Genomic DNA, 23,015 nt, shown 5'->3' with positions numbered 1-23,015 from the left:
AAGATGTTAGGGGTCGAATAGTTTGGATCAACCAAGCCACTTAAGTCGGATCCACATTGCCAAGCAGGCACTGAAGCAGTACTTCGGCTATGATGGGTTTCGCGAGGGCCAGGAACACATTGTGAGGACCGTACTTGAAGGACAAGACACCATTGGCATAATGCCCACCGGAGGCGGAAAGTCAATCTGCTACCAGATTCCGGCGATGGTCATTGAGAGAATTACAATTGTCATTTCACCGCTCGTATCCCTGATGAAGGATCAAGTGGACAGCTTAACGTCCATTGGAATTCCAGCTGCGTTCATCAACAGTACATTAACCACGACGGAGTTGCGACAACGTATCCGCGAAACAGACCAAGGAGCCTATAAGCTCCTCTACGTGTCGCCAGAGCGGCTGGAATCAGAGTCCTTTACACGCTGGTTAAATAAACTTCGGCCATCCTTGGTAGCTGTAGATGAAGCGCATTGCTTATCGCAGTGGGGTCATGACTTTCGGCCAAGTTATCAATCAATTGCCCCTTTTTTGGAGCAGCTCGATGAGCGTCCCGTTGTGGTGGCACTCACAGCGACGGCGACACCAGAGGTGACACGAGATATCGCCATCTCGTTGCATTTAGCCCAACCTGAGGTTTACGTCGCCGGCTTCAGCCGCGACAACTTGTCATTTTCGGTACTGTCGGGGTGGGACAGACGGGACTATATCATGCAGTACTTGAATCAGCATCAGGGTGATGCGGGTATTATCTATGCGGCTACGCGCAAAGAAGTGGACAGCCTGTACCAGTATCTTCTGGACAACGGGTGTTCTGCGGGGCGCTACCACGCCGGGATGAACGATGGTGAACGTGCCAGCGTCCAAGATAGGTTTCTGTACGATGATATTCGGGTCATCGTCGCCACAAACGCATTTGGAATGGGGATTGATAAGTCCAACGTTCGATTCGTGATCCATCATAATATGCCGAAAAACATAGAAGCCTATTACCAAGAAGCCGGCCGTGCAGGACGAGATGGCGGTCCGAGCGAGTGCATCCTCCTCTACAGTCCGGAAGATATCCGCGTCCAGAAGTTTTTAATTGAGCAGAGTGTTGAAAGCGAGGAACGCAAACGCATCGAGTTGAAGAAACTCTACGCGATGATTGATTATTGCCAAACCACGCACTGCCTGCAGTCCTTCGTTTTACGGTATTTTGGGCAAGAGCCAGAGGCAGATTGTCAGCGCTGCAGCAATTGCAACCAGACCTTTGATGTTCAGGATATCACCATCCCGGCCCAGCAGATTCTCTCATGCGTTCTACGGTTGCGAGAACGCTATGGGATAAAGGTTGTGGTCGGGGTACTAAAGGGATCGAAGACTAAGAAAATCGTTGATGCAAGTTTGGACAAGCTGTCTACTTATGGACTGATGCGCGGAGTGTCAGACAAAGTAGTGACTGGCTATGTCCGACATCTGATTACGGAAAGGTATCTGCGGATGAGTGAAGGACAGTACCCTGTCCTCCAACTCACACCCAAAGCAGCTCCGGTGCTAAAGCAAGAAGCAAGCGTGTTGATGAAAGTATTACAGGTGAAATCGACGAAACGTACGTCAGACTCCGCAGGGGACACCAGACTATTTGAAAACCTTCGGGAATTGCGTCGTGAGCTCGCGTTGCGGAATAACGTTCCACCCTATGTTATCTTCCCGGACACGACCCTGCGTGAATTGGCCTCAGTGCGCCCTACGAACCTTGCATCGATGCTGCGAATTAAAGGCATCGGAGAGGTCAAAGCCGAACGCTACGGTCGCCACTTTTTGGACAGAATTCAAATGTACCTCAATGCGTCAGAAGCACCTAGGTAGGGTAAGCAGTTTCCTCCTGAACCGAAATCACGGCGGGTACGCCGTCAGTTTCAAACGAGATGCTGTAACAACAGGCTCCCTACCGGGAGCCTGTTTGAGAACACACTGTTTTGGCCAGGTAGGCTTCATGTCCTAATGCTGGCTTTGCTCTATGACACCAACACGCTCTCGAAGGTTAGCGATGTCATCTCTTTGCACCGACAGTCGTTTATCGGTCAATGCTTGCTGACCCTCAATTCTGTCCAGGCGCTCATTCACTTCGCTCCGAAAACTCGCCATGTCACTGCGGATTGCGTCCATATCACTGCGAAAACTCGCCACATCACTGCGGATTGCGTCCATATCCTCACGGAACCCTGCCATATCATTCTTGAGTCCAACTAGATCTGAGCGATTGCTGGCGACATTGCCGATGAGTTGGGTTAACAAGTCCTCCATACGGTCCATCTGCGTTTTGTCAGACATTCCATCCGCTCCCGAGTCAATCAATCTAACGCTTATTATACATCCCTGTGATAGACGCCGCACTATTCATTTTGTAAGTATTTCGAGCCTGTACCGCAACTGGATACTTTGATAAATTAAATCCCCCTCTTTAGAGTTTTCAAATTAAAAGGGAATTTGCACCTTCGCAAACGGACAGGGAAAAATCGTAAAAATGAAGCGAGTACACGGCGGAGAACGGTTCGAGATGCAGCTGTTGATGATGGATTACGCATGCCGTGACGGTCTTGACAACACAGAATTTAAGATGTCCGTTGCGGTTTGCTTATCCCTTGCCGGTACAGTCACAGTGACCTCTTCATCCCCACTAGCACCAGTGAATGTCCTGGTCAACCCGTAGGTCGGATATTTGGACTTTTTGGAGGGGGGAAGCGTGTAAGTGACAGCGTGATCGTTCAGCCAAGTATAGCTCTCCCCTTTTTGAGCACCCAGTAGAGGTGAATCGGGGGCAGTTACCAATTCTGCAGAAACTACGGATGGCGAATAGCACCCAGCGCACGCATTCATCCACAAGGTAACCTTTTCGCTTGGATTTTTTGGGTCAGAAACCACAACACCGATACTGCTTCCGCCAGGAATCCAGACGATACCGCCGGGTACGACCACAGCGCTGACATTCGTTTGTTTTCCGCCACTATCTGCCGCCGGTACAGAGAGTTGATATTTCGTGCCGCCGTAGACAAGTGTAATCGGCTTGGCGGCCAGTTCGACGGCACCTGCTTGACTCACTTTCGTCGAGACTTGTTGCGACGCTGCTGTAGAATTTGATAGCTGGCCAGACACAGGATTTGAAGAAGTACTGTTCCGGCTTTGTAATACCGCTGTATTCGTAGTAACCCGATTCGTCTTTTGTTGACTTGTTGCAGGCGTTGTCGCACACCCTCCGAGGGCAAATACGACAAGGGAAAGGGAAGCGGAGAGGACAGTATAATTGTATTCTCTATTACGATAAACCACCTAAACTGTCACCCACCTTACATAATTTTCTAATCATTATGATACTCCCTAAACTTTTGTCAGCTCTATAGTGTCAACTTTGAACACTTTCACAATTACGTTAATTGGATACCGGGTCATTGCTCGATGAGAATCGCAGTGTACGCCAAAAAAGACCGCCGAAAAAATTTCGTCGACGGCCTTGAATTGAGATACTCTATTACCGGATAGCAGCTTCGCGGTTGCCAAAGTTAAACAGATCAATCTCTCCTCTAGACACACTCATGACTTGGCGTTTTTCTTCGGTAGCTGCGGCATCTACTTCCCCGTCTGCTGTTAAAACTACTCCGTAAGCATCCTCAGCCTTATCTCTGCTGACAAGACCGCGCAGTACATCAGTGCGAACTTTTTCCGGTTCGCGTTCCAGCGGGTCACCCCAGCCCCCGCTTCCGGCGGTGACAAACAGAACTCTGTCTCCTTTCGCCACTTGGACGTTGTCTACTTTGGACTCAATGGGGACTTCACTGCCATCCTTCTTCAAAAGGATCTTATAAGACGACGTTCCTGGCTCGCCTCCATTAATGCCCCAAGGCTGCATCTTGGCTCTGTCATCATGAATCGAAACCACTCCGTCTGCCAGACAGGTGTACTGCTTTTCGTTGCAGTTGCCGCCTCTGTGTTTGCCGGCTCCGCCGGAGTCTGTTCCCGTTCGGTAGTATTCCACAAGCAACGGGTAGTAGGTCTCCAGGTATTCTGTTGGGATATTCACGAAAGCCGGCCACCAGGAGTGACCGTCTAATCCGTCTCCTATGGGGCGGCCTGGCAGTCCTCCGTACATGACCTCCATCAGGTGGTAATCCCGTCCGTCTTCATCTTTACCAGAGTAGATAAAGTACGGGCTCGTGCCGTAACCAGCCGCCGGGCTGTTTTCAGGTGTATTCAACGACAGGGCGCCACTGAGCACATCGAAAAGTCTGCTCAACACGTGGGTCCGGCAACCCAGGGCTGCCGGGAAGTTCGGGCGCAGCAGGCTGCCTTCCGGTGTTGTAATGTGAAGCAAATTATAGAAGCCGTCATTGAACATAATAGCGGGATCAAACACAGAAATGAGGAACGACCCAATAAACATTTTGAACATCGAATCACTCAAATAATAACTAATGGGACCTTGTGCCTGAGGGTCCGTTCCTGTCCAGTCAAAGTACGCTTGTTCCCCATCGCGCCAAATGGTCAGTTTCATTTTGAATGGCCCATTGCCAAGCCCGTCGTCATCCACGTAGTCTTCAAAGGAAACTGGCGTGGTCGGTAAGAACCCTTTAATGAGTTCTCTCATCATCTTATCCGTCCGATCCAGCAGTTCACCGAGAGCCTGCTGATAGATTTCAGGTCCAAACCTCTCGCACAGTTCCTTTACACGCTTTTCTGCCGTCCGGCAGGCTGCAACAATCGCCATTAAATCACTGTAGTTTTCAACCGGTGTACGCGTATTGGCCTTGACAATCTTGATGATAGATTGGTTGAGTTGCCCCTGCTCGTACAGCTTGACAGGAGGAAACCGAACACCTTCGCCAAAGATGGAAATGGCGGTGACCGGAAGACTGGCTGGTACAGGACCGCCAACGTCCATCACGTGTCCGAACATGGAAGAGTATCCCACCAGCTCGCTCTTGTAGAAAATCGGAATGATAATCATCCAGTCGTTGATATGGGAGATAGACCCGCCGCAGCTATACGGATCGCTGAGGAAAATCACATCCCCTTCCTGCACACCCTCCGGAAAATGTGCTACAACTTCAGGGACGTGGGAGCCGAAGTTCCCTACAACCATTTTTCCTGAAGCGTCCGTAATCATCGGAAAGCAGTCATGTTGCTCGCGAATGACCGGCGACATGGCCGACCGGAAGAGCGTGACATCCATTTCTTCCTTAATATTTTTCAAGGCATTTTCCACAATGTCCACTGTAATTGAATCCATTGTCGTCATTGGCAATCCCCTCCACTTTAGAAAGTTTTAGTTGGCTTTAGAAATGATGATATTGGCATACGCATCCACTGCAGCGATAAATCCAGGCAAGACTAGGGTCGTACTGTCCTTCTGCGTCACAATTGCCGGACCTGTGATTTGATTCCCCGGCTTGAGCAAATCGCGGCTGTACAAGGGGGTCTTTTGAAACGCACCGTCAAAGAACGCTTGGTGCTCTGCGTCAATGACAGCGTGCGATGAGTCTGACTCTCCCAACTCGTCCGTCGGAAGACTCGGCGACAACACTTTCCCAATTGCCACCGCGCGGACATTGACGATTTCCACTTCGATGTCCATCTTGAACCCATAGGTTTGCTCGTGAATGTCGTCGAACATGTCCTTCAATAGGTTCAGTCCTCTGTCAGCCAGCAACTCAGTGTCAACTTTGATAGGAATTTCAAATCCCTGGCGGAAGTAACGCACATCCACTTCATGAGTAATCTGCTGAAGATCGCCTTGTACAGACTCGTCCTCCAGCCAGTTTTTCGCCTCTTTGCCCAATTCAGATAATTCTTCGATTAATGTATCCTTGTCTGTGGAACTGAGGGTTCTGATATAGGTTCGTGAGAATTCATTTCGAATATCGGACTCTAGGAATCCCAGTGCTGACAGAACGCCTGGGGTGGGTGGAATAATAATGGGGAACGATCCCGATAGACTCCCCAGCGCATTTGCATGAAGCGGCCCTGCTCCGCCCAAGGCCAGCAGGGCGAACTCGCGCGGATCGTATCCTTTTTCTACGGAGACAACACGTGTAGCACCATACATATTCTCATTTACGATATCATATACGCCTTTTGCTGCATGATAGACATCGACACCCAAAGGCTCTGCAATTTTGGCCATCGCTGCTTTGGCAGCCTCGACATCGAGTTTCATCTCACCACCGACGAGATTGGGGGGCAGATAGCCAAGCACAACATTCGCATCCGTGACAGCGGGATTGTCTCCGCCTTTGCCGTAGCATGCAGGTCCCGGCTCAGCGCCTGCACTTTGCGGCCCGACTCGGAGCGCACCCGTCAAGGGCACGTGGGCAACGGAACCGCCGCCGGCACCAATGCTCACAACCTCCAGGGACGGAGATTTTACCGGAAACACACCAACTTTTGTCTCGCGTGATACCCGGGGTGTGCCGTTATAAGTAAGGGCTACATCGGTTGATGTGCCACCCATGTCAAACGAAATTACATTCTTCTGTCCAGTTTGGGCACTGATTGCAGCAGCTGCTGTCACGCCACCCGAGGGCCCTGACAACATAGTATGAACCGGGCGTGCTGCAGCAGACGGGATACTCATCAGTCCTCCGTCTGACCGCACAATACTGATACGGCTTTTGATGCCCTCGTGATGTAACTTGTTCTGAACATTATTCAAGTAACGCTGCATGACGGGACGGACGTACGCGTTCATCACAGTTGTCAGCGTACGTTCATACTCGCGAAATTCCGGAAGAATATCGTAGGAAATGGAGACTGGTATATCTGGATTTACACTTAAGGCAACCTCGCGAATCCGTTGCTCGTTTTCCGGATTCGCATAGGAGTTGAGAAGGCTTACTGTAAGGCTGTCTACACCCTGACCGTACAGGTCTTCTATTTTCTCACGAATGTCTGTTTCATCTAAAGGCAAGTGAAGCTCTCCCCGGGCAGTCATGCGTTCCTTGGCTCCCCGTGTAAACCGCAAATCTGCCAATGGATCGGGCTTCAAAAACCCAATCCACGCACTTACAGGAGCCGGTGTCCAAGACCTGGCTACGTGAAGAATCTGCTCGAACCCCTCTGTCGTAATGAGCCCAACCTTTGCTCCTTTTCCTTCGAGTACAGCATTTGTAGCCACAGTCATCCCGTGCATAATGGCCCGAACATCGTCAAATGAAACACCCCTTTCTTCACAAATCTTGATAATTCCGTCCATCAAACCGATGGATTGGTCTTTAGGAGTTGACGGCACTTTTGTGGCGTATATCTCCCCGCTTGTTTCATCTTGCAGGACAACATCTGTAAAAGTTCCCCCTACGTCAACTGCGATCCGATACATGAACTCAGCCTCCCGACGGCATTGTTTTAAGTAATTGTCCGAACAGTCTATAGCGATTGAAAGAACTCTTGCACCGACTCCAACCCAACTACATCTCCGTATTTTGTCTGAATGTCATATAAGTTGGCTTCGTGAGCGGCAGCACTTCTGTCTCCGACACACTCGCGCGGCACCACCACCCTATATCCAAATTGCAAAGCATCAACAACGCTTGCCCGAACACACCCAGAAGTTGTACATCCTGTCACAATGAGTGTATCGATTTGCATGGTTGTCAGTAGAGACTGTAAGTGCGTACCAAAAAAGGCGCTGGCAAACTTCTTTACGATAAGAGGTTCGGAGCCAGAGTTGCGTCCCAAACGATGATCCACCTCGATGAAGGGACTCCCAGGCACAAGCTGCTTTAACGCAGGGACTTTTTCGAGAAAATGACCTCCCTCGCGAACGTCTTCATAGAAGACCGTTGTGAAAATCACAGGAACAGACTTCACTCTCGCCGGATCCAGCAGTTGACGACAAGCGGTAACCTCCTTGTCAAAATTGCTGCCGAGTTGACAACTTGCATCCGTAAATCCTTGAATGTAATCCACCACCAAAATAGCAGGATGACGTCCCACACCAGAGCTGCCGCCAAAACCGTCAAACCGTTTGAACTGCTGCGCCAACACCCATTCCTCCTCTCCGTGTTCAAAATTTCAGTCTGCGCAGCATCTGCTGCTACTTTCACGGACTCGTCACGGCACAGGCCCTGCACGTAGTACATAACTGTCAACGGGATGCTGAACCTTTTCCTGTGCAAACCTTGCCGCAGCCAACAACCCATCCAAATTCAGTCCTGTGTCAACCCCCATTTGCTCAAACATGTGAACAACATCTTCGGTACAGACATTGCCCACGGACAGCGGAGCAAAAGGGCAGCCACCCAAACCTCCGATAGACGCATCAAACCGTCTTACCCCCGCCAGGTAACCCGCGTAGACGTTGGCCGCCCCTAGGCCCCTTGTATTGTGAAAGTGAAGACCAAGCGGCACATCAGGAAATTGCTCTACAAAAGCCTCGACCATATTTCTCACCTGACCGGGGTTCGCCATACCGGTTGTGTCTGCCAGCGTAATCGCATCCGCACCAGCATCCAGAAATCGCTTTGCAGCGTAAAAAACAACCTCTTCTGACACCTTTCCTTCGAACGGACAGCCAAAAGCGGTTCCAATGACAGCCGTGACACCGCGATGACCTGTCTTAGCCCTTTCCACCAGAGGAACCAGTTCCCCCAGTGATTCATCCGTCGTTCTGCGTGCATTTTTCAGGTTGAATGCCGTGGATGCAGCCAGTACAAGATGAATGTCGTCCACGTCCGATTCCATCGCCCGTTCCATCCCCTTGGCACTCAGAACCAGGCCCGCAAACCGTACACCCACTGCCTGATTGAGCTGTCTCATGACCTCTTCTGGCTCAGCCATTTGCACAACCACCTTGGGATTGACAAAAGAGACTGCTTCCACTTTTGTGATTCCCGCCTCTACCAGCCGATTGATGAGTTGTACTCTGTCTGATACGGACAAAGTGACGGCTTCGTTCTGGAGACCGTCGCGAGGTCCGACTTCACATATTTCCACCACTTCTTTTCAGCGCTCCCCTCAACTCCCTGTTACCCTCTGCTGAAATGGCATCGGCAGCAGGCCTCAAGACAAGTTCCCGACTAGATGATTTCCAGCCGCTTCAGTTGGTTAATTTGGCCGTCCGTGTAACCCAGCTGGCCTTGATAGACTTCCGAATTGTGCTCACCCATTTCCGCCGGACCTAGCCAGTTCACTTCCCCAGGTGTACGGCTCAGTTTTGGCACGATGCCCGGCAGTTTGAATTCTCCGAGATGCGGATGCATCATGGATAGAATCATATCCCGTGCCAAATAGTGCGGATCGTTCACGATATCCTTTGCACTGTAAATCTTTCCCGCCGGCACACCAAACTCACTTAATATCTGCAATAAATCGTCTGTGCTAACGCTTTGTGTCCACTCGTTAATGAGATTGTCCAGTTCGTCCTGGTTCTGTCCCCGGGCATTATGCGTAGCATAGCGTTCATCTTCTGCCATTTCAGGCGCTCCCATGGCCTGTGCCAATCGCTTAAAAACTGTATCTGCATTGGCGCCGATGACAACATAGTCACTTTCCTTTGTTTCGTAGATGTTGGCCGGCGCTACACCGGGAAGAATGTTTCCGCTGCGTTCACGCACATAGCCCTTGAGTGCGTATTCCGGCACCAGCCCCTCCATCAAGGAAAAGACAGCTTCATAGATAGCCGTGTCAACCACTTGACCCTGGCCCGATTTGTTCCGTTCCTGGAGGGCCAATAGACATCCAATGGTCGCAAACAACGCTGCCAGGGAATCACCAATACTGATTCCAACACGCGTTGGCGGACGGTCTCCGTATCCTGTGACGTAGCGGAGTCCACCCATTGCCTCACCGACGCTGCCAAAACCAGCTTGACTGCTGTAGGGCCCCGTCTGCCCGAAACCGCTGGTGCGAAGCATGATGATGCCTGGATTCACAGTTTTTAGTTCTTCATAACCAAGTCCCCACTTCTCCATGGTTCCTGGGCGAAAGTTCTCAAGGACCACATCCGCCTCTGCCGCCAATTCCTTAAACACCCGCTGCCCCTCAGGTTTGCGTAAGTTAAGCGTAATGCACTTTTTGTTTCGGGATTGAACAGGCCATAATAGACCCTCTCCGTCTATCTGTTGTCCCCAGTGACGCATTGGGTCCGATCTGTCCGGAGGCTCAATCTTGATGACCTCCGCCCCAAAGTCTCCCAACAGTCTCCCAGTAAACGGACCTGCCAAAAGCGTGCCTACTTCCAACACCCGAATTCCAGTCAATGCTCCCATTTATTCTCCTCCATATATCACAAAGTTGACTCGCCCTAAGCATCAATTGTATACAATCATAACATTCAGATATTATTTTTCAAGAGATAGATTAACACAAACATCTCATATCCCTAATTCTTTCCGCTGTCATAACACGACATTTTCCAGCCAAACCGATGTATCAAATGTCTTAAATGGGCTTGTTCTAAGACAGAAACCTCATGGATATCTGTGCCCTTGCAAACTTACCAGCCACCCGCGACAGCAGCCGACATAGTGTTATAATGGATCCGGGACCTTAAACACGCTGTTACACTCGTTATCTTTTAATAATTTTCTAAATTGTATACAATTTGAGATGAGGCATTTATTTTGGATGCATACACCGTACTCAAGGAAGACATCTTACGCGGCAACCTAAAGCCTGGTGAGAGACTCCGAGAAGAACAAATTTCAACACGGCTGAACTTGAGCCGTACACCTGTACGCGAGGCGATTCGCCGACTTGAAGCAGAAGGGCTCTTAATTTACTCGACGAATCGAGGCGTGTCTGTCAGAACCTATAGTTTTGATGATGTTCGGGATGCCTACAATCTTCGGGCTCAATTGGAAGGTTATGCGGCCACACTGGCTGCCGAGAATGCACAAGACAACGACATTGTCCGCCTTGAAGAAGCGAATCGCGCGTGTGAGGTGGCGGCTGAAAAATGTCTTGTCAGCAGAACAAGTGATAATACGTTGGACATGGTTAAAGCCAACCAAGCCTTTCACTCTATCATTTCGGAATTGGCAAAGAACCGTTATTTGACGGACGTCATAACCACAGTTGTGTCTCTACCTGTGGCCTTCAACGGATTCTCTTGGTTTAGTCCCGATGCACTGCGCGAATCCGTTTATCACCATCAACTGCTGGAAGCAGCCATTCGAAACAACGACAGCCACCAAGCCCGCGCAATCATGGCATCTCATATCTATCACGGACGCGATCACGTTCTCGCCAACATGCACAAAATAGAGCGATGACACAGCAACGTATACCGCATACGCGGTAGCCAACGGCCTCACCAACTGGCCACTGCACCCCTCCCCATCGATGTAGTCTGTTTCTCCATCTATAAGTATCTCGTCATCTATGTGGGAACGGCTGGGAGATATGAGAAAAACAACTCAATCTTTTGACGGACAATCAGATTAAGTTGATGATAGGATAAAATTCTGCCAAATCAGGTGATTCCCATGACAGTCAACCACAGTTATTTGATTGAACTTGGACTCAAGCTCCCTGGCTCCAGCTTGAGATTTCCCTTTCGCCCCGATTTGCCTGTACTAGACGTGCGTGGGAAAATGTTTGCCCTGCTCGGCAAACACAACAACTATGAAAGCGTCAACCTAAAGACGAATCCCGAAGAGGCCTGGTCTCAGCGCCAAACATACCCTGGATCTGTCATTCCTGGCTATCACATGAATAAGGAACACTGGAATACCGTGATATTGAATGGAAGTGTTCCTGACGACGTCGTGGTTCAAATGCTGCACGAATCTTATCAACGCGTCGTTTCTAAATTACGACGTAAGGATAGGCTTGCGCTCGAATAAATCACACCTGGGCTGTAACTGCTCGGATTCGTCGCCTGTCAACGGCCCCACCTCTCTACCATCCCCTTATTCCGGTGCCACGAGCTCAACTTTGATTCTGTCTGGGTCCTCGAAAAACACTGCATAGTGTTCGGGTCCTCCGGCATAGGGGTGACTGGATTCGTACAGAATAGGAATGCCCCGCGTCCTCAGAACCTGGGTCAATTCGTCGACCTCTTCTCGTGATTCAGCATGAAAAGCGAGATGGTTTAGCCCGGTGCGCTTTCGATGATACCCAGTCTCCAGATGTCTTTGCACAGTTTGAACAAACACAATATAGGTGTTACCCTTCTTCCAACTTTGCCCCTGTGACCACTCTTGATAAAGCTGATAGCCCAAGTAGTCTAACAGCCATCCCCAAAACTGTATCGAGCTTTCGAGATGAGATACGTTGACTTCAACATGGTGTAAATAACCTGTGCGCTCCGATTGAGAGGGAACCGTGTGGTGTTTCGCCGATACCAAAATGTCTGTATCTTGATACTCTCGGAGGAGACCTGTCACATAACTATGCGCATCTGTCGGATATTTGTACCCCAACTGCACGGCAAGTTCTTTGCCAAGTCGTCCGAACACGTCAGTGGTCGTGAGGAGTGCTGTCCAGACTGAATCCACATCGTACAGGGCAAAGGACTGGCGTACGTCATTGAGTACACCCGGATTAGCCCATGAGTCCAGAAATCGCCCTTCATGCCAGGTATCGCACGACTCTGTGCAAGCCTGATGATGCCATTCCATCATCTGCAGAAGTTGGCGCTTCATAGAGCCATCACAGCACATCTTAGCCGTCCACAGTTCTCCTCGACACAACTTCTTTGCCGACCAGACTGCGTGGTAAAGGAAGTCATTTACTAAATGCAGGAGTGACGCATCGGTCGGAATGACAGGTGCTGAAATCTCCGAATTTTTGATTGCTCCTGCCGCATTTTGAAGTTTTAGTGAAAGCCCGTCCTTGTCAACGAGAACCTGATAGCCACGTTGGAGCACTGCGGACATCTCAGGCGCAACATCACCCTGAATGACGTGCATCGGCAAAGGAACGAAATCGACATCTAGTCCTCCATCAAACAATACGCGTCGCTCTACGAAATCCCCAACGGCGGTCGATTCGAGAAACGTTAGGTGATACTCACCAAGTTCAGAAAGCCACTTAGCATTTAATAGATAAATGTCTGGGTGTTTCGTGAACAGCAGCAGATCTAAGTCTGACCACAAATCCGCCGGCACATCCGTTCGTGCACGCGACCCGATGATTGTTACGAGGCGAATATCGTCCCTATCTTCCGCCCACTTGACGATGCGGTCTGTCAAAAGGTCGTACCTAAGAGGCTCCATCCACAACCATCTCCCAATTTCTTTGGTGCCTATCGTTCTCCATCTTAGCTGCTCACTGCGTTACCTTCGCAGATTCTTTTCCATACTTCTCCATATGTTCCCTGTCATCACCCGTAATGAGTGTAGAATGCGAATCGCCTCCATTGCTCGCGCGGTCACCTTTTGTGAGGAATCGGGGGATTGCCGCTAACAGCAATTGTTTTATTCAAACCCAACCACGTCGCATATCGTATTCTGGCAGTGTATTGCATAGTGGTAGTAGGCACAATTTGAACTGATTCAATACGAAACATGGGCATAGGCAATTTATTACTCAAGCTATCAACAAACAGGCTTTTGAGATTCTGCATATTGTGCATCCCAGCCGCATCCGTTGGATCATAGTTGGGTAAGTAAAACGTCTTGTCGCCAGAGTCAACCTTCTGGAAGGACGTCGATTCAGCGGCGGAAGTATTTAGCGCCCACTTGAATGCATTCACAGTATTCGCTCGAACTTGAGTTTCAAGACCAAGACCGACCCAATCGCGCCAAAACCAACCGACACACAGCAATACCACAGCGCAACCGCCAACTATGAGGGTAGTTTTTCTACGATACCACTTGACAGTCACTCCCAAAACAATCCTCCTGACGAAACCTAGCGATTCTATCGCTCCAGGTTCCCTCAAATTCCTGAGACTATAGGTATAGCTTACTATATCTTAGATGATTACGGAGTCTCTTGTTCACAGTTATCGTGATCACGCTACATAAACGGTGAAATCCCTCGCCTTGATGGAACCCAATCCGAGGATCTGCTGTTTCGTCATCCCCTTCGTCTTGATGATAAAGAACCCTGACACCGAGGTATACCCTTTTGGTTTGAGAGTTCTATCTACAGAGATGGTCTGCACCCCCGAAAGAAAGTGATGGCCCAGTTTTCCAGGCAACGATAATACGACTTTTGTCACGTGTACACGCTGTTTTGTCTGGTTTTCAATAGTCGCTGTAAAAGAGTATTTTTGCCTATCCATACTGAGGTTCTTAGGACTGACCGCTCCGATGCTCCAATTCAAGTCTGTTACAGACACCCCCTTCACCGGGCTGGGAGGCACAGAAGTCGGACTGCTTATCCAACCGGTGTTATAGGGCACAGGAATGGGCGCGCGTAAGGTATTTGTCCCATCGTATGTAAGTTGACCCTTGTTTAACTCGAAGAAGTATTTGACGCCAGGACGCTTGTCAAATACCACCGTGGCATCATACCTATGTGACTCAAAGTTGTATAAGGCTCCCCCTATCTGATGGAGTTTCATCTTGCCATACTCCGCCTGCAGGGCTTTTTGAATCTGTCGTTGAGCCGATGCCCGTCCCCAAAAGGTTCCGTTGAAATACGTGTAGAGGGCGGCCACAAGGACCAGCACCAACAGAATGACCACGCCGATACCTTTAACCCATCTGGTTGCCACAACTACCTTCCCCCTTTCCGTTTTTGCAAACGCCGAATCATTGCATTGCGACTAGAGATGAGAACTAAACCTGGAGTCATAATGAAAAATACGATATTGAAAAAGATTAAGCGATACCAGCTTTCAATCCCGCTGCTAGGCAAGACGGTCATCCACCATGCGGGTACCGTTGCAAGCAGCAACGCGACAACTGCAAACAGCAGATAACGGAGACTCCCGCACAGAGCGGAAAACAGCAAGAAGGCCGCAACCCCGACAAAGGGGCTCGTAGTTCTGGGAGCTACAAAGATGGCAAACATAACCCACGAGAAGAGAATTGCAATGTAGGTCTGCATGCGCGCTGAATCGTACAAGCGTAGACCCGTGCCTGACCCAATAAGCCAACTTAGACTGTGATAGCGAAAAGCGAGTGCAAACGCCGTTTTGCGCCCAATCCATGCCAGCAAAAACAGTATCCCGCTCATGCCCAGAAGGACGAAATATGGTGCAAAGAGGGAGAACTGCCAGCCCACCTCAATCCCCGGCTTGCCTGTCCCGGCAGTCGTGTAAGACGGCAGCGGATTCTTGACGTGAAGAATAACGAAGCTAGCAACGATCATCGCCGCCAGGACTGCTCCTGTACCGCGCCAGATTTCGGCGAAAGTAATCCTCTTGCCAGAAGTGCTGTTGGGATTATGGGTATCAATCATCTCCTGGACTCTCGCGCGAGCTGCCTGTGGCACCGTGGTCTGAGCAAGGGGGCGGAATTTCTTGCGTAGTTCTTCAGTTTCATCCACGATGGTGGCCTCCTTCAGCAAGGGATTTCCTTATTTGCTTCATGGCCCGATGAAGCGTTGTTTTCACTTTTGACGCGCTCCAACCCAGTGTCTGTGCCGTCTCTTCAGTACTCTTGTCATGAATAATACGTTCAACGAAGACTTCCCGGTGTGCCACCGATAATGACTGCAGGCTGTCTTCAAGCTGGAGTTTCAGGAGGTAATCGCCGCTTGTTTCATCAAGAAGTTGCTCATCAAGGGGCACCTGCTGGTTTGTCCGTTTACTGCTGCGAAAGTAATCTCGTATGCAGTTCTTCGCAATTGCCCAGAGCCAGGTCTTCGGCGTCGATTGGTGTTGGAAACGATGCCAGGACTGGAGTACGCGAAGAAAAACCTCCTGGAGGATATCATCAGCCTGGGGAACATTTCCTATGGTGTAACGTATGTATCGGTAAACCTCGTCTCCGTGCCTCTCAAACAACACTGAGGCTGCTTCTTTCGGACTGAGCGACTCCAAACCTGTTCTCCCCCCTCTTTTATTAGTGTACTGCAGACTCCATTGGTTACATTGAATTTGAAAAAATACTGGGACGCGGCTACTTTGCTCGGAGCACGGGGCAGGTTCCATGTCGTTCATCGACAGGCGCACCCGGAGCCAGCCCCGACGACTTCTGCATGGGTTTTAAACCTCTGAACTGCTGACCTTGACACGGAAAGCTACACAAGCTATTATTCAGTTTAAATTACTAAGTTTATATTAATAAGTATTGCTTAGTAAATGGTGTTGCGATGGTCGATGGTCTCCGAATCAGGGAATCCGCACCAACACTCATTAAAGTAAGGCACCGTAACTAGTCATACGTTTCCCGGCGAAGGCCATCTTTAGAAGAAGACGAATTCAGTCGGGAGGGTAATGTACAGGAGGGTAAATATGATAAAGTTTGTCGCCGTGACAGGCGGTCTCACAGCATTTTTTGTGGTGTTGTGGGGGCTGCCCTACGTATTTCATAATCGGAGCCTGAAAATCATGACTTGGGTGATTTGGGGATCCAGTCTGCTTGTCCTTGCTCAATCTGTTTATGGAGTTACGGTATTCAGTATTGATGCTCGTCCGATGTTTATCCTTGGTCGCACCCTTGAAAGTGTCAGCAATTCGATTGGTATTTCGGGATTCCTGTGGGGACTGGCTGCCGTCTTCATTCTGTTTTCAAAACGGTTGTTCCGTAAATTGAGAAGTAAGCGCATCAAAGATGGGGATGTTATACGACGTATCGTTCTGCTTGCCCAAGACCATCACAACCTCTTCGGTTGGGTGACGCTAGCAGCGGCAACAGCTCATGGACTGTACTTTTTATTCCACCAGCCCAACAGTTGGGAGGAATTTTACACAGGAGTGGGTGCGTGGATTGCCTTGGTTCTTTTGGCCATAAGCGGATTTTTCACCAGTAGACTCCACAAGTCACCGATACGAGCGAAAGCAGTTCGCATCTCTCACATGGCGCTCACAGCTGGATATGCCGGCGCCATCTGGCTGCATATTCAAGGTAGTGTCATCATCGCAGGGATTCTGTTCACTGCCGCTTTTGCTGCAGTTATCGTAATGTGGGGACTAGTACGTTTGACTGAGAGCACCCTGCGATTTATTCGTAAGTGAGACGGTCGCAAAGGAGTCAATTGGGAATCTGCCATTGTTTTAAGAGTTGCATGACTTCACTCTTGGACTTCTTTAGGTTCCCCATTACGGTAGCATCGATTGCATAGGCATACTGACTTCTATTTACAATTACCCAATACTCATGAGTCACCGCATTGGACTCTGATGCAGCTGGTTGTGTCCGTTTGTTAAGAACAAGTGTTGCTGGTCCAGCTGAAGTAAACACGCTCGTGTGACTGATGACTGTGGAATGGTTACCAATTACCCCGCGGTATGATTGAGGGGAGGTGATGATAAGCTGAATAGATAAGTCTTTCCAACGTACAGAGTTATTTGGCTTGACAACTTTACCATTCGGCAACTTCAAAGTTGTCTGAAACAGTGGATTCGACGAGGATTTTTGAACGTTTGTGCTGTTTGCAACCATCTTAGTATGATTGGACGCATCATTTGATAAAGACACTTTCGCTGTGGTTCCTGTACTGTTTGTGGTTGGAATTGACCCGTTGCCTTCAGAACCACATCCAACGAGAATTCCAGCGATGCTTAGTGTCAGGCATGCTGTAGCAAATTGCTGATAACGACTCACTCGATGACTCGCTCCTTTCGTTCACACCACATAGACGTATCCATATTGAAAATAGTTACTTCAGAGAGTGGCGGTCCAACTGCTATTCGTATCGTATAGAATCTCATATCTTTACCGGATACCCTGATAAAAACTAAATGCAATGACACCCCCTCATGTGGAGTACAAGCGTTTAAATCTACGATAACACTATAAGTTGGAAAGACAAATAAATTTACATGTAATCCATTTTATGTGCACCTAGATTGCGTCTATTTTGAGGAAGGGGAAAACAGACTAACGCACAACCTTATGATGCGTGGTCCGCTCTCCCTCTGCTCCACACGTCAGTTAATTGAACCCCCCGTTCACACGAATCGTCTGTCCCGTTATCCAACGAGCTTTGTCACTAACGAGCAATTCAATGGCATTCGCGATGTCCTCCGGCTCTCCAAGACGCGAAAACGCGTTCATTCGACGGAACGAATCGACCAACTCAGGCGACTTGCCATGAAGGAACAGATCGGTTGCCACTTGCCCAGGCGCGATGCAATTGATGACGATGTCCCTGGGACCAAATTCCTTAGCCAGTTGACGTGTGAGCTGCTCAACTGCACCCTTGGTTGCGGCGTATACGCTGTAGGTTGGGAGCGTTGCTCCTGAGACGGACGTCGAGAAATTGATGATTGCCCCACCCTGCGTCATATGCTTCATCGCTTGTTGACATGCGAAAAAAGTCCCTTTCACGTTTGTCGCAAAATGCAAATCAAATTGCTCCTCCGTCACATCCGTCAGCGCGTTGTTTTCCATGACTCCAGCGTTATTAACCAGAATATCCACCCGCCCGAATTCCTTAAGGGTCTCCAAAAACAATGTTTCGATCTCGCTCACCTTACTCACATCTGCTTGAATGGCCAGTGCCTTTCCACCGAATTGCTCAATTGTCTTTACAACGTCATCCGCTTGCACCCGATTTGAGAAGTAATTGACCGTTACCTTTGCTCCGGATTGCGCTAATTGAATCGCAACCTGCCGTCCTATACCTCGTGATGCTCCGGTTACAATGGCTACTTTTCCAGTTGAATTCATTGACGTTCCACTCCCCTAATGCTGTTATAAACATACCGGTCATTGACCGAGTAGCGTTTCACAAATTGATTATAGGGAGTACTGAAGCCGTACCGTTAGACCATTCCTATCCGTTCCTTGCCTAATTCTCCTCGGTGTACCTATACTGAAAGGTTAAAATATCAGATATCATGCCTAGATGGGAGTCACTCAAATGCCTACAGTCAACGACTCACAACGCATGGAAAACGCGTTGCCACAATTGGCGTCTTTGATACGTCGCCATGCACCGTCTAGTGGTACGCATCGAACCCACGTGCCTGCTTTGACACTGATGCATGCAACACACACTTCAGAACGGCTGGAATCTGTCTATACGCCATCCATTTGCGTTGTGGCACAGGGAGCCAAAACGGCCACTTTGGGGTCTGAAACCTATAGGTACAATCCTTTGAACTATGTGGTTACTTCCGTCGAACTGCCGATAAAGGGAAGAATCGTTGAAGCTTCACTAGACACACCCTCCCTGAGTTTAAAACTGAACTTTGACGCTGATGTCATAGTAGATATCGTAAAAAACATGAGCAACCCAACCTCTGTTTCGGCTTCGGTGCCGGCCGAATCAAGTCGGGGTATAACTGTGAACAAGACGAGCCCGGCGTTAATCGAATCCCTGGTCCGGCTCATGGAACTACAGAGTGCACCAGAAGACATTCCCGTCCTCGCTCCGCTTCTAGTCCGTGAAATTCTATATCGAGTGCTTCAAGGTGAACAAGGACCCCTCATAAGTCAATTCGCGATTATCGGTAGTCATGCATACAAAATCGCACAGGCCATTCAGTTACTCAACCGACAATTCAATCAGTCCCTAGTCATGGAACAGATTGCAGGGTCCGTGAACACGAGCACTTCGGCATTTCATAAACATTTCAAGCGTGTGACAGCAATGAGTCCACTGCAATACCAAAAGACCGTGCGTCTGCAAGAAGCCCGGCGTTTGATGCTGACCGAAACCATACAGGCCGCCGAGGCAGCCTTCCGGGTAGGCTACGAGAGTCCGTCCCAGTTTAGCCGGGAATATGCCCGTATGTACGGACGGCCGCCCATGCTGGATGTTCAAAAGCTGTCTGAAGTTTAAAGAGAGTTCCGTTACCGCACTACAAGAGGAATTTTTATAGTGCACGGCTTGGGAGGAATTCAGGTACAACTTGCTTGACTCGAGATCCACCATTGCATGAACTGTTAAGCCCAGTACCATTGTTCGAGCGACAGATGAGTTTTGTGTACTTCCCTCCAGTTATCGTATTGGCAAGATAGACTTAATATCATACACCCTACCCACAACAAGAAACTTCCTGTATTTAGATCTATAGGATTTATTTCTTCACGGCTTGCTCATCCACTGATGTGTAGAAATACTGAAGGTAATTTGGTGTCCACCATTATCTACGATAAGTGTATCTCTCCTCTTTAACAGTAAGGTAACTCCTCCAGCAAACGGTGGCTTATAGAACTTCCAAGCGGCCAATGGAAGATGTTTCTGCCCACTTAGACATGCAGTGTCTTTCGGCGAACAATTGTAAATCCCAATGACTCCACGGGAGTTTTGATTGCCAAGAGTAGTCACTACCCATTCATTCCCCAGCAGAAACTCATTCCGGACTTCGCCATATTTTTGACGGATACCATCAGGTATCACAGCAGGCGATTGATTGTTTGTGGCAGGGACTGTGGAGTTCTGTCTTATTGAGGTCGATTTGCTTGTAGTATGTTCCGTTGAGTTCGGCGAATGGGGCATACCACCCCCCACCACAAGAAGCATCAGAGATAGAGCTATACCCGACACCATAAGTGTCTTATGTCGCTCCATGCACAAATTCCTCCATTCAATAGCTTAGACGGAGCAAATTCTTCCTATGTGACACTTCGTATCTGTTTTCCGCGACTTAAAAATGCAGAGAAACGCGATGCTCTAAATATACCGTTTTTTTGATAATTATGCAGTTTGGTCAGCGTTCTCTTGTGTAGAATAGGCCCGGGCCGACTTACCCCCGACAAAGGGGCAGTTTGGCGCCCGAGCCTTTCCCCAAACCGGACGTGCGCCTTTCGACGCATCCGGCTTTCCATCTAAAGTAGTGTTGTTTGCACGTTGTTAGGACTCGCTTGTTTCTTCTTGCGTACATTCTGCTGTCGGATTTTCTTGTAGCACGGAATGCATAAGGCTACAAGATAGTCTGGTATGAGTTCCCTCTCGGATTGACATTCTCCTGCGAAGCGTGGCCAATGGTGAACATGAGTAGTTCGGGCTGTGAGTTTGCGAGCGCATTTCACACAGCGTCCATCCTGTCGTTGCACCACGTGTTTTCGGTAAGATGCCCAGTTCTTAGATAGCCCATATATTTTCTGAATGAATCGTGCCTCTCGAATTTTCATCAGTTCACGTAGTTTCCGGTTCCCATCAAGCCATTCACGGTCTTCAAGCACGTAAGGATTCTTTTGTGAGCATTTGTCTGGGTATTCTATTTTGTAGAAACCCAACTTATCTAGCATGTGTACATTGCCGTCATCGTCTTTAAATTCAAAGTTTTTCGCCGTGGACTTCCGGTGGTATGGGAGGTTCGCCGCCTGGTTGTAGGGGTACAGGAATCGTCGTGCTACAGTTCTTGGCGGTTCTCGGGTTCTCTGCTTGAGCCTGTGAAGCACCAACCACCATATATAATTGTCGAGGGTACTGAATATCTTCTTTGCGTTCCCTCTTCGGAAGTGTTCAGCAAAACCACGAATCTTTTTGTTCAACAGCGCGATTGCAGCAGTACCGGGTGCTATCTGTAGTGCTCTCGAATCTCTTGCTACCGAACTCTTAAACCGTTGGATTGCTGTTCGGCTCGGTTTAACGAGGACACGGTCTTTTCCTTGTCGTCTCCACCTTCGGATGTTAAATCCGAGGAAGTCGAATCCATCTTTCGCATGTGTCACAAGTGTCTTCTCTGCAGACAACTGAAGTTTTAGGTGGTTACTTAGGAACTCCGAAACTTCCTTCTTCATCGTTTCGGCGTGTTCCTTGCTTCTGCAGAGGATGACTGCGTCATCTGCGTACCTGACGATGTAGCAAGGGATAGGGGCTTTCCTTCTTTCCCTGGGTGACAGAAATTCGTATTTGTTACCGATGAATTCATCCAGTTCATTCAGATATAGGTTCCCAAGAATCGGACTCACTACGCCACCCTGAGGTGTGCCAAGGTCAGTTTCTTCGAACTCTCCTTCATATACGAGGCCGGCTTTGAGCATATTGCGGATGATTTTTATTAATCTTCGGTCGTGAATCGTCCTGCGCAGAATATTCAGCAGGATTTCATGGTCTACGTTGTCGAAGAACCCCTTAATATCAATCTCTACGACCCAGTCGTATCGAGTCGGCCAATGAGAAAGCGGACTCTCTCAATGGCCTGATGGGTACCGCGGTACGGTCGAAAGCCATAACTGTGTGGGTGTTGCTTGCCCTCGTAAATGGGTTCTAGGATACTGCGGAGCGCATGTTTCACGTCCTCCCGCAGTCGTTCTCTAGTTTCCGACGTAGTGTAATCTTTCTTTGCCTTGTTATCGACTCCGGGTGTATGTGCACCAGAGTTCTTTAGCACCCTTTCAATTGAGTAGTCTATCCAGACATTCCATCTCAGCAAATGATGTAATCTTGAAAAAGGTTGCTGTTCCAAAGACCGTCGTGCAAGGCGCGTTTGTGTTTTGAATCTCTTTATCTCCTCAACGGAGAGTCGAGTGATGGTGGAAGAAATCGCAATCACTCCCGTGTGGGAGTCCTACTTTACTTGCGCGCACCTACTTTAAACTGGAACCCTTCGCCATGTGGTGGGCTTTCCCCATCTCCGACTACTACGGTTCCTCCGCCCCGACACATTCACTTCAACGTAGCTGTCCATCCCATCGGGACGAATGCATCGGTTCCCATGTTCACCACGTATCGTCTCACTGCCTTAGGTCACCACTATACGCGGGGAAGATTCAAGGGGGTTGTACCTCTATACCACCTTGACCACCGGTTAAACCGGGCCATACCCCCAAGCGACAGGGGGGTGTGTTCGTTCCATCCCACCCGTATCATCCGACGATTTCCGGTGTTGGGCTTGACCACGCTTCAGACATGCCTTTGCTTTCGCTGACCATAGCAGGTCTTGGAGGCTAGCCCCGCTTCTTGGGAGGTCGGTTCTCCCTCACAGGTACATTGTTAGATGGGCTCCACACCCAGGGTTTACTCAAACCCAACGCATGCCATCCTAGCCTTGACGGGGTGAGGTACCCGTCAGCCACAGTGTCTGTGG

22 protein-coding genes and 1 pseudogene are annotated in these 23,015 nt (G+C 49.3%); 5 read left to right on the top strand and 18 right to left on the bottom strand.

Annotation, left to right across the window (positions count from 1 at the left end; translation table 11 throughout):
• The first annotated feature begins 22 nt into the window (after positions 1-22).
• The gene (gene recQ, locus GI364_RS05930) at positions 23-1,846 is read left to right on the top strand and encodes a DNA helicase RecQ (protein WP_233096031.1); all 1,824 of its coding nucleotides are present in this window, start codon (positions 23-25) and stop codon (positions 1,844-1,846) included.
• Positions 1,847-1,978: 132 nt separating this feature from the next.
• On the opposite strand, the gene GI364_RS05925 is transcribed toward recQ, so the two are convergent.
• The 7 genes from GI364_RS05925 to GI364_RS05895 all read right to left on the bottom strand — a co-directional run bounded on the left by GI364_RS05925 (position 1,979) and on the right by GI364_RS05895 (position 10,236).
• Positions 1,979-2,311 (bottom strand): hypothetical protein, encoded by a 333-nt coding sequence (locus GI364_RS05925; RefSeq protein WP_198852758.1) that lies wholly within the window; start codon positions 2,309-2,311, stop codon positions 1,979-1,981.
• A 246-nt stretch (positions 2,312-2,557) separates the two neighbouring features.
• Positions 2,558-3,307: a hypothetical protein gene (locus GI364_RS05920; RefSeq protein WP_198852757.1), complete on the bottom strand. Its 750-nt coding sequence runs from the start codon at positions 3,305-3,307 to the stop codon at positions 2,558-2,560.
• A 199-nt stretch (positions 3,308-3,506) separates the two neighbouring features.
• A complete protein-coding gene (locus GI364_RS05915) occupies positions 3,507-5,270 on the bottom strand; it encodes a hydantoinase B/oxoprolinase family protein (RefSeq protein ID WP_198852756.1) in 1,764 nt (587 codons plus the stop codon).
• 27 nt (positions 5,271-5,297) lie between these two features.
• Positions 5,298-7,346, bottom strand: a complete 2,049-nt coding sequence (locus GI364_RS05910; RefSeq protein ID WP_198852755.1) for a hydantoinase/oxoprolinase family protein — start codon at positions 7,344-7,346, stop codon at positions 5,298-5,300.
• Between the two features lie 47 nt (positions 7,347-7,393).
• The gene (locus tag GI364_RS05905) at positions 7,394-8,011 is read right to left on the bottom strand and encodes an isochorismatase family protein (RefSeq protein ID WP_198852754.1); all 618 of its coding nucleotides are present in this window, start codon (positions 8,009-8,011) and stop codon (positions 7,394-7,396) included.
• Between the two features lie 69 nt (positions 8,012-8,080).
• On the bottom strand, positions 8,081-8,965 hold the full coding sequence (locus tag GI364_RS05900; protein WP_198852753.1) for a hydroxymethylglutaryl-CoA lyase: 885 nt from the start codon (positions 8,963-8,965) through the stop codon (positions 8,081-8,083).
• An 80-nt stretch (positions 8,966-9,045) separates the two neighbouring features.
• Positions 9,046-10,236, bottom strand: a complete 1,191-nt coding sequence (locus tag GI364_RS05895; protein WP_198852752.1) for a CaiB/BaiF CoA transferase family protein — start codon at positions 10,234-10,236, stop codon at positions 9,046-9,048.
• A gap of 354 nt (positions 10,237-10,590) precedes the next feature.
• On the opposite strand from GI364_RS05895, the gene GI364_RS05890 reads away from it, so the two are divergent.
• Positions 10,591-11,241: a GntR family transcriptional regulator gene (locus GI364_RS05890; RefSeq protein ID WP_198852751.1), complete on the top strand. Its 651-nt coding sequence runs from the start codon at positions 10,591-10,593 to the stop codon at positions 11,239-11,241.
• A gap of 213 nt (positions 11,242-11,454) precedes the next feature.
• A complete protein-coding gene (locus GI364_RS05885; RefSeq protein WP_198852750.1) occupies positions 11,455-11,814 on the top strand; it encodes an MmcQ/YjbR family DNA-binding protein in 360 nt (119 codons plus the stop codon).
• A 66-nt stretch (positions 11,815-11,880) separates the two neighbouring features.
• On the opposite strand, the gene GI364_RS24860 is transcribed toward GI364_RS05885, so the two are convergent.
• The 6 genes and pseudogenes from GI364_RS24860 to GI364_RS05860 form a co-directional block, all read right to left on the bottom strand.
• Positions 11,881-12,318 carry a VOC family protein gene (locus GI364_RS24860; RefSeq protein ID WP_233096148.1) on the bottom strand — a complete coding sequence of 146 codons (438 nt, stop codon included), beginning with the start codon at positions 12,316-12,318 and terminating at the stop codon, positions 11,881-11,883.
• A 36-nt stretch (positions 12,319-12,354) separates the two neighbouring features.
• A pseudogene (locus tag GI364_RS24855) lies at positions 12,355-13,188 on the bottom strand (aminoglycoside 6-adenylyltransferase); the annotation flags it as partial.
• A 155-nt stretch (positions 13,189-13,343) separates the two neighbouring features.
• Positions 13,344-13,805, bottom strand: coding sequence for a hypothetical protein (locus GI364_RS05875; RefSeq protein ID WP_198852748.1), 462 nt, complete (start codon positions 13,803-13,805; stop codon positions 13,344-13,346).
• A gap of 123 nt (positions 13,806-13,928) precedes the next feature.
• Complete coding sequence (locus tag GI364_RS05870) at positions 13,929-14,636, bottom strand: hypothetical protein (RefSeq protein WP_198852747.1); 708 nt, start codon at positions 14,634-14,636, stop codon at positions 13,929-13,931.
• Between the two features lie 2 nt (positions 14,637-14,638).
• Positions 14,639-15,412 (bottom strand): hypothetical protein, encoded by a 774-nt coding sequence (locus tag GI364_RS05865; protein WP_198852746.1) that lies wholly within the window; start codon positions 15,410-15,412, stop codon positions 14,639-14,641.
• Positions 15,405-15,908 (bottom strand): RNA polymerase sigma factor, encoded by a 504-nt coding sequence (locus GI364_RS05860; protein WP_198852745.1) that lies wholly within the window; start codon positions 15,906-15,908, stop codon positions 15,405-15,407. The genes GI364_RS05865 and GI364_RS05860 overlap by 8 nt, the downstream gene beginning before the upstream one ends.
• Positions 15,909-16,322: 414 nt before the next feature.
• Here GI364_RS05860 and GI364_RS05855 point away from each other — a divergent pair, with 414 nt between their 5' ends.
• Positions 16,323-17,045, top strand: a complete 723-nt coding sequence (locus GI364_RS05855) for a hypothetical protein (RefSeq protein ID WP_198852744.1) — start codon at positions 16,323-16,325, stop codon at positions 17,043-17,045.
• A 16-nt stretch (positions 17,046-17,061) separates the two neighbouring features.
• Here the strand turns inward: GI364_RS05855 and GI364_RS05850 are convergent, their stop codons facing one another.
• Both GI364_RS05850 and GI364_RS05845 read right to left on the bottom strand, forming a co-directional pair.
• Positions 17,062-17,634 carry a hypothetical protein gene (locus GI364_RS05850; RefSeq protein ID WP_198852743.1) on the bottom strand — a complete coding sequence of 191 codons (573 nt, stop codon included), beginning with the start codon at positions 17,632-17,634 and terminating at the stop codon, positions 17,062-17,064.
• Positions 17,635-17,964: 330 nt separating this feature from the next.
• On the bottom strand, positions 17,965-18,702 hold the full coding sequence (locus GI364_RS05845; protein WP_198852742.1) for an SDR family oxidoreductase: 738 nt from the start codon (positions 18,700-18,702) through the stop codon (positions 17,965-17,967).
• Positions 18,703-18,895: 193 nt separating this feature from the next.
• On the opposite strand from GI364_RS05845, the gene GI364_RS05840 reads away from it, so the two are divergent.
• Positions 18,896-19,819: an AraC family transcriptional regulator gene (locus GI364_RS05840; RefSeq protein ID WP_198852741.1), complete on the top strand. Its 924-nt coding sequence runs from the start codon at positions 18,896-18,898 to the stop codon at positions 19,817-19,819.
• 246 nt (positions 19,820-20,065) lie between these two features.
• Here the strand turns inward: GI364_RS05840 and GI364_RS05835 are convergent, their stop codons facing one another.
• The 3 genes from GI364_RS05835 to GI364_RS05825 form a co-directional block, all read right to left on the bottom strand.
• On the bottom strand, positions 20,066-20,551 hold the full coding sequence (locus tag GI364_RS05835; RefSeq protein WP_198852740.1) for a hypothetical protein: 486 nt from the start codon (positions 20,549-20,551) through the stop codon (positions 20,066-20,068).
• Positions 20,552-20,808: 257 nt separating this feature from the next.
• On the bottom strand, positions 20,809-22,065 hold the full coding sequence (locus GI364_RS05830) for a group II intron reverse transcriptase (RefSeq protein WP_233096147.1): 1,257 nt from the start codon (positions 22,063-22,065) through the stop codon (positions 20,809-20,811).
• Between the two features lie 8 nt (positions 22,066-22,073).
• On the bottom strand, positions 22,074-22,361 hold the full coding sequence (locus GI364_RS05825; RefSeq protein WP_233096030.1) for a hypothetical protein: 288 nt from the start codon (positions 22,359-22,361) through the stop codon (positions 22,074-22,076).
• Positions 22,362-23,015: the final 654 nt, after the last annotated feature.

Origin of the sequence: Alicyclobacillus sp. SO9, assembly GCF_016406125.1 — a bacterium.
In the GTDB taxonomy this organism is placed as follows: Bacteria; Bacillota; Bacilli; order Alicyclobacillales; family Alicyclobacillaceae; genus SO9.
Note: the sequence above shows the minus strand (reverse complement) of the source record. Positions and strands in the feature narration are given on the sequence as shown.

What these genes read in the sequence shown, in the direction of transcription:
- GI364_RS05845 (WP_198852742.1), bottom strand. Translation starts at nt 18,702, where the DNA reads ATGAATTCAACTGGAAAAGTAGCCATTGTAACCGGAGCATCACGAGGT.
- GI364_RS05925 (WP_198852758.1), bottom strand. Translation starts at nt 2,311, where the DNA reads ATGTCTGACAAAACGCAGATGGACCGTATGGAGGACTTGTTAACCCAA.
- GI364_RS05915 (WP_198852756.1), bottom strand. Translation starts at nt 5,270, where the DNA reads ATGACGACAATGGATTCAATTACAGTGGACATTGTGGAAAATGCCTTG.
- GI364_RS05855 (WP_198852744.1), top strand. Translation starts at nt 16,323, where the DNA reads ATGATAAAGTTTGTCGCCGTGACAGGCGGTCTCACAGCATTTTTTGTG.
- GI364_RS05840 (WP_198852741.1), top strand. Translation starts at nt 18,896, where the DNA reads ATGCCTACAGTCAACGACTCACAACGCATGGAAAACGCGTTGCCACAA.
- GI364_RS05885 (WP_198852750.1), top strand. Translation starts at nt 11,455, where the DNA reads ATGACAGTCAACCACAGTTATTTGATTGAACTTGGACTCAAGCTCCCT.
- GI364_RS05910 (WP_198852755.1), bottom strand. Translation starts at nt 7,346, where the DNA reads ATGTATCGGATCGCAGTTGACGTAGGGGGAACTTTTACAGATGTTGTC.
- GI364_RS05835 (WP_198852740.1), bottom strand. Translation starts at nt 20,551, where the DNA reads ATGGAGCGACATAAGACACTTATGGTGTCGGGTATAGCTCTATCTCTG.
- GI364_RS05895 (WP_198852752.1), bottom strand. Translation starts at nt 10,236, where the DNA reads ATGGGAGCATTGACTGGAATTCGGGTGTTGGAAGTAGGCACGCTTTTG.